Source organism: Streptomyces colonosanans (assembly GCF_001866645.1).
Taxonomy (GTDB): domain Bacteria; phylum Actinomycetota; class Actinomycetes; order Streptomycetales; family Streptomycetaceae; genus Streptomyces; species Streptomyces colonosanans.
The window spans coordinates 1-4985 of sequence record NZ_MLYP01000136.1 but is presented as its reverse complement, the minus strand read 5'-3'; the positions used below and the strand labels follow the sequence as shown (position 1 = coordinate 4985).

The 4985-nt window shown below is 67.7% G+C and carries 1 protein-coding gene; it reads left to right on the top strand.

Annotation, left to right across the window (positions count from 1 at the left end):
• Positions 1-46 precede the first annotated feature (46 nt).
• Positions 47-4985 (top strand): non-ribosomal peptide synthetase (locus BIV24_RS30730; protein WP_245767021.1); only part of this gene is annotated, 4939 nt, incomplete at its 3' end.

The window sequence follows — 4985 nt, the reverse complement described above, 5'->3', positions numbered from 1 at the left end:
CGAGGCGGTGGTTGCCGGGCATCCACAGGTCTCGCAGGTGACGGTGATGGCCCGGGAAGACCAGCCCGGTGAGAAGCGGCTGGTCGCCTATGTCGTGCCGGCCGGTGGACAGGACAGTCTTGAAGGCGCTGACGTGCGCCGTTACGTGGGCTCGGTGCTGCCGGAGTTTATGGTGCCGGCCGCTGTTGTGGTCCTTCCCGAACTCCCATTGACCGCGCACCGCAAGGTCGACCGGCGTGCACTCCCCGCCCCCGGCTACAAGGACGCACAGCGAGCACGCGGCCCGCGGGACGCTCGTGAGGAGACTCTCTGCGCCGTCTTCGCGGAGGTGCTGGGAGTGGAGCGGGTCGGCATCGACGACAGCTTCTTCGACCTCGGCGGCCACTCGCTCCACGTCACCCGCGTCATCAGCCGCATCCGTGCGGTCTTCGGTGTGGAGATGTCGCCGCGCGCACTGTTCGAGGCGTCGACCGTCGCCCAGCTGAACGCCCGCATGACAGGCGCCGAGGGTGCCCGTCCCCAGCTGGAGCCGACGCTTCGTCCGGCGGAGGTACCGTTGTCGTTCGCTCAGCGGCGTCTGTGGTTCCTCAACCGGATCCAGGGATCGGAATCGGCTACGTATAACATGCCGATCGCGTTGCGGCTGACCGGTCGGCTGGATCGGGAGGCGTTGGCGGCGGCGCTCGGTGACGTGGTCGCGCGCCACGAGAGCCTGCGCACCGTCTTCCCGGAGGGCCCGGACGGCACCCCGTACCAGCGCGTCCTCGACTTTGTGGACGCTACGGTGGACCTGCCCGTGCGACAGATCAGCGAGGACGGGGTGCCGGAGGCGGTCGCGCTGACCGCGCGCCGTGGTTTCGATTTGACAGCCGAATCACCCCTGCGTGCGGAGCTGTTCGCGGTCGAGGACACCACGCACATCCTGGTGGTCGTCCTCCACCACATCGCGGGTGATGGTTGGTCACTGGCCCCGCTGGCCCGTGATGTCGCCCTGGCCTACGAAGCACGCGTGGGCGGTCGCGTCCCGGCCTGGAGGCCTCTGCCGGTGCAGTACGCGGACTACGCGCTGTGGCAGCGCGACCTGCTCGGCGACGAGTCCGTCCCGGACAGCCTGATCAGCAAGCAGGTCGCGTATTGGACTGAGCAACTCGCGGACCTCCCCGACCAGCTGGACCTTCCCTTCGACCGGCCCCGCCCGATCGCTTCCTCATACCAGGGCGGAACCGTCCCGGTGACCCTCGACGCGGAGCTGCATCGGAGCATCGCGGAACTCGCCCGCGCGTCGGACGCGAGTGTGTTCATGGTGGTGCAGGCGGCGTTCGCTGCGCTGCTGTCCCGGCTGGGTGCCGGGACGGATATCCCGATCGGCACACCGGTGGCTGGCCGTACGGACGAGGCGCTGGACGACCTCGTCGGCTTCTTCGTGAACACGCTGGTGTTGCGTAACGACCTTTCAGGTGAACCGACCTTCCGCGAACTCATTGGCCGGGTGAGGGAGGCAGACCTCTCCGCATACGGCAACCAGGATGTGCCGTTCGAGCACCTCGTGGAGGTCCTCAACCCCGTCCGCTCCATGTCCCGGCACCCTCTGTTCCAGGTCATGCTGACCTTCCAGAACAACACGGCACCGGAACTCAGCCTGCCCGGTCTCGTTCTCCACAGCGAGCCCGCCGCGTCGGGCGCGGTGAAGTTCGATCTCTCGGTCCACCTTGGCGAGGTTTTTGATGGTGAGGGTGGGCCGGCTGGGTTGTCGGGTGTGTTCGGTTTTTCGGTTGATGTGTTTGACCGGGGGACTGTTGACGGGTTTGTGGTTCGGTTCGAGCGGTTGTTGCGGGGGTTGGTGGGGGAGCCTGATCGGCCAGTGGGGTTGGTCGAGGTGTTGTCGGGGGATGAGCGTCGTGCGTTGGTGGGGGAGTGGAGTGGTGGCCGGTGCGATGGTGTGACGGTGGTGGAGCTGTTCGAGCGGCAGGTGGATGCCGTCCCGGACGCGGTGGCGGTGTCGGCTGAGGGCGTCGAACTCTCGTATCGGGAGCTCGATGCCTCGTCGAGCCGGTTGGCGTGCTATCTGCGTGATCTGGGTGTTGGGCGTGAGTCGGTGGTGGGGTTGTGCCTGCGGCGTCGCGTGGAGATGATCACGGCGATCCTGGCGGTATGGAAGGCAGGGGCGGCGTATCTGCCGATCGATGGGGAACTGCCCGCGGAGCGGGTGGCGTACATACTGGCCGACAGCCGGGCGCAGCTGGTGCTGGCGACCCAGGAAGTCCTGGGTGATCTCTGGGCCGAGCAGGCACGGACCGTAGCGCTGGATGACCCGGCGACCACCACCCTCCTGGACGGCTATGCCGATGCATCGCCCGAGGTGGTGCTGGATCCGGCCGGGCTGGCGTATGTGATCTACACGTCGGGGTCGACGGGTACGCCGAAGGGTGTGGCGGTCACGCACGGGTCGCTGGCCAACTACGTCGCCTCGGTGTCGGCGCGGCTGGGCTGGACATCGTCGGGGGCGCGGTATGGGCTGTTGCAGGCGCAGGTGACCGACCTGGGCAACACGGTGGTGTTCACCAGCCTCGCCACAGGCGGCCGGCTGCACGTGCTGGACGCCGATACCGTGACCGAGCCGGAGGCGGTGGCCAGCTACCTTGCTGAACACCGGATTGATGCGTTCAAGGCGGTGCCGTCGCATCTGGCGGCGTTGACCGCCGCGGCCGGTATCGAGTCGCTGCTGCCCATGCAGTCGCTGGTCCTCGGCGGCGAGGCCGCGACGCCCGGCTGGGTGCAAGAGCTCGTGGCCACGGCCACCTCCGGGGGTCGGCGGGTGTTCAACCACTACGGGCCCACGGAGACCACGATCGGCGTGGCCACTGCCGAACTGACACCACAGGCGGTCAACGACGGGGTCGTACCGATCGGTACCCCGATCGCCAACACCCGCCTGTTCGTGCTGGATGAGGCGCTGCAGCTGGTACCGGTCGGGGTCGCCGGGGAGCTGTACGTCGCCGGCGATGCGCTGGCGCGCGGCTACGTCGGCCGCCCGTCGCTGACTGGCGAACGGTTCGTAGCGTCCCCCTTCGGGGCCGGGGAGCGGATGTATCGAACCGGGGACCTGGCGAAGTGGACGTTCGACGGGCAGCTGCTGTTCCTCGGCCGCGCGGACGAACAGGTGAAGATCCGCGGGTTCCGCATCGAGCCCGGCGAGATCCAAGCCGCCCTGTTGACACATCAGGACATCGCTCAGGCCGCCGTCATAGCCCGCGAGGACACCCCGGGCGACAAACGCCTCATTGCCTATGCGGTGGCTGAGAGCGGGCAGGCACTCGAATCGGAAACCGTCCGCGCGTACCTGATCGGACGCCTGCCGGAATACATGGTCCCGGCCGCTGTTGTACTCCTTCCCAAACTCCCGCTGACCGCGCATGGCAAGCTCGACCACCGCGCTTTGCCCGCGCCGGAGTTCCAGCAGCAGACGCATCGCGCTCCGCGTGACGCTCGTGAGAAGGCCCTCGCCGAGATCTTCGCCGAAGTGCTCGGTGTGGAGCGGGTCGGTGTCGACGACAGTTTCTTCGACCTCGGCGGCCACTCCTTGCTGGCCACCCGCGTGGTCAGCCGCGTCCGCGCGGTCCTCGAAGCGGAAATGCCGCTGCGTGTCCTGTTCGAGCGTCCCACCGTGGCCCTGCTCGCACAGTGGGCGGCGGGCGCCGAGCAGGCTCGGACCCCGCTGGTACCAATGGACCGGCCAGCCCAGGTGCCGCTGTCGTTCGCCCAGCGACGCCTGTGGTTCCTCAACCGCTTCGAGGGGGCGACGGCCGCCACCTACAACATGCCCGTCGTCCTACGGCTGACCGGCGCACTGGATCAGGAGGCCCTGGCCGCCGCACTGCTAGACGTGATCGAGCGGCACGAGAGCCTCCGAACCGCCTTCCCCGAAGGCCCCGACGGCTCGCCGCACCAGCACATCGTGGCCGCGGAGGAGGCATGCCCGTCGCTGATCGCCACCCTGGTGTCCGAGACCGACCTGCCGGAAGCCGTCGCCACGGAGGTGAGGAGCGGTTTCGACCTGACAGCTGGTGTCCCCCTGCGGGTGCGGCTGTTTGCGCTGGCGGAGGACGTGCACGTGCTGGTGGTGGTGTTGCATCACATCGCCGGTGACGGCTGGTCCATGGAGCCCCTGGCCCGGGATGTGGCGTGGGCTTACGAGGCGCGGATCGACGGGAAGGCTCCCGAGTGGGAGCCGCTGCCGGTGCAGTATGCGGACTACGCGCTGTGGCAGCGAGACCTGCTCGGCGACGACTCCGACCCAAACAGCCTGATGAGTAGGCAGGTCACTTACTGGAAGAAGCAACTAGCCGAGCTACCAACTCAGTTGGAAATGGCCTTCGACCGGCCTCGACCCGCGTTCGCCTCGTACCGAGGTGACAGTGTCCCCTTCGAGGTGGCAGCAGACGTCCACTCTGGCCTGGCGGAGCTGGCCCGGGAGTCGGGTGCGAGTGTGTTCATGGTGGTGCAGGCGGCGCTGGCGACTTTGCTGTTCCGGATGGGTGCGGGGACAGACGTCCCGATCGGTTCGCCGGTGGCGGGGCGTACGGATGAGGCTCTGGAGGACCTCGTCGGGTTCTTCGTGAACACGCTGGTGTTGCGGACGGATGTGTCGGGTGACCCGACGTTCCGTGAGTTGGTGGAGCGGGTGCGAGAGGCGGACCTGGGGGCCTTTGGGAACCAGGATGTTCCGTTCGAGCACCTGGTGGAGGTGCTGAACCCGGTCCGGTCGGTGTCCCGGCACCCCCTGTTCCAGGTGGCACTGGCCTTCCAGAGTCAGAGCCGGCCGATCCTCCAGCTCCCGGGCCTCGATGTCGAGATCGAGCGCTTCGACAGCGCCGTGGCGAAGTTCGACCTCTCCGTGGGACTGTCGGAGCGTTTCGACAATGTGGGCGGTCCAGCGGGTCTGGACGGTGCCGTTGAGTTCGCTACTGATTTGTTTGATCGGGTGT